This is a genomic window from Streptomyces sp. NPDC031274, assembly GCF_055570235.1.
The window spans coordinates 1-2,459 of record NZ_JBVIHP010000083.1; the positions used below are offsets into that span (position 1 = coordinate 1).

General features: G+C 60.2%; 1 protein-coding gene. It reads right to left on the bottom strand.

The window, feature by feature from the left end; all coding sequences use genetic code 11:
- Positions 1-75: 75 nt before the first annotated feature.
- Positions 76-1,845 (bottom strand): group II intron reverse transcriptase/maturase, encoded by a 1,770-nt coding sequence (gene ltrA, locus ACZ5CR_RS43635; RefSeq protein WP_468868795.1) that lies wholly within the window; start codon positions 1,843-1,845, stop codon positions 76-78.
- Between the last annotated feature and the right edge of the window lie 614 nt (positions 1,846-2,459).

Sequence of the window (2,459 nt, forward strand, 5' to 3'; positions counted from 1 at the left end):
TGGTCGGGTAGCCGGAGCCCATTGCTGGGCTCCAGCCCCCTCAGAACCGTGCGTGCGCCTCGCAGCGCACACGGCTCAAGCAGACCCCTCGGGTCGCGAAGAGTACGCCTCAAGGGCGTGCAGTTGGTGGTGACAGTGCGAGTGGATCAATTCCAGGTTCTTGAAATCGTCCGGGCCGCCGTGCTTGCGATGCACGACGTGATGCACGTGCAGCGCACGACGGCAGGCAACGAACCAGTCAACCCACTCTCGTAGGTTGTCCGGCTCGAACCCGGCACCGTCCACGAGATCAATCCCGCATCTGGCGCAAAGTCCCTTTTGCCTCACCGCGAGGGAGACGATGAACCTTCGTTCGCTCCCCAGCCTCGCCGGATTCTTTGATCGCTTAGCCCAATACTCGCGGAGATCGGGATCGTCTTTTGAGGCCGCCCCGGAAACCGGGATATGCCTCTCAAAACGGGTCCACCCCGCGTGGTGAACGTACACAGTATCTACACCAAAGACCCAGCGGCTCTTGCTATGTGGATGCCGCCTGTCCCAGTATCTGGACGCGATCCAGACCCTTGGCTTGCGTCGGTGGCGCCTTCTTGCCCACTGCCATAGCTGGTTGAAGACGACCCTGTCGAGCTCTCGGAAAGCTGCTGTGCAGGTTACGGTGCGGTAGTACGTGGTCCAACCGCGGATAAAAGAGTTGAGGTCGCTGGCTATTACATCCACCGACCTCCCTCGCCGCCCTTGAACTATCTCCCGCACCTTTTCCTTGGCTCGCTCAACGGCCTTCTTGCTCGGCCTGATCCAGGTCCTTCCACTCGGATACTTCCGCACGGTGAAGCCTAAGAAGTCGAAACCTTCGGTGAGGTGGACAATCTTCGTCTTGTCCTCATTGAAGGCCAACCCCCGAGGCTCTAACCATGCTTGTAGTTTCCGGTATGCCTCCCTGGCTTGGGATTCCGTGTGGCACATGACCACAAAGTCATCCGCGTACCGAACAAGCGCCGGCGAATCCCCGTGGGTGTTTCGCTTCTTCCCCTTGAGGCGGACGCCGGCGGCCTCCGACATCCCGTGCAGGGCAACGTTGAGCAGGAGAGGGCTGATGACTCCCCCCTGCGGCGTTCCCTCGTCAGTTGGCGAGAACCGCCCCTGCTTCATCACTCCTGCCTTGAGCCAGCCCCGGATCGCATCCCTGGCAGGGAAGTTTCCGATAACTGACATCAAGTACTCATGGTTGATCCGGTCGAACGCTGCCGACAAATCCGCGTCCAACACCCATTGTCGAGTGGCCTCACGCTTGCAGACCACTGCTCGAATGTATGCGATCGCGTCGAAGCAACCTCGACCGGGGCGAAAGCCGTAGCTTCTCGCCTCGAAGCGCGCTTCCCACTCAGGTTCCAGGGCATTCTTCACCCTGGCCTGGTGGATCCGATCCCAGATAACCGGGATGCCGAGCGGCCTCGTTTTGCCATTTGCCTTCGGGATCTCCACTCGCTTGACCGGCATAGGGCGACGTCGGTCCTCGCCCGACAGGATTCGCCGCACCAGGCGGCCCCTGTCCTGCGGTTTGAGGGCGACTTCGCCGTCCACTCCGGCCGTCTTCCTGCCATTGCTGTGCTGAGTCACCCGTCGCACACTGACAAGAGTGTTGGACTGGCTCCTCAGCATCAGCTTTTGCAGACTGCGGACCCTTTTCAGGTCCCCTTCCTTCGCAGCCTTGAAGATCCGTTGCCTCAGACGTGATACTTCGCGGTTCGCCTTACTCCAGTCGACTCGGTGCCAGGCGTGTGCGTCGTCCTCGGCTCCGTTCCAGAAGGGGTTGCCTCCCTGACTAACTTGCACCGTGGTGCTCACTTCTTTGCAACCTCCCTTCAAAGGTCCACCAGATCCGCTTGGGCGCCCTTTCGAGCGAGGGCATGTGCCCTCTATCCGCCGGGTTATAGATGGAGGCGGAGAGACCTGACCCCAGCCGTTCCCCTGGGCTTTCGCCCTAGCGGCATTTGCTTCTCGGATCTTCCTTTTCCCGCAGCGGACTTAAGCCATCGTTACCTCCGGCTTACCGCTTACGCGGACCACTACGGGGTTTCCCTGTTCCGCACTCCTTAGTTGCGATCGGGGAGGGTGCTCCCTCTAACCCGGGGCGGTGGTAGCCGATGGGGTTTACGTAGCTAGTCGTCCCCATCACCTGGGCTTCTCAGCCCTAGCCCTTTTCCTCTCCCGATAACCAGCCACTGGAGAGGCGTTCTTCACGAGTCCTCAAGGAGTTCACTGGTATTCACCCGTCCGATCTTCCCCGGCCCGTTCCTCGGAAGTGGCCTCCGAAGTCTTCGGCCTTCTCTCCCAGCTTCACACCGGAGGATTACTCCTCCCGCATGTGGGAGTGGGGACGAACTTCCGGCTACAAGTTCGGCATTGGAAACTCTCCTTTCCGTAATGCACTAAGAGAGAGCGACTTTCAGGTCGCACTA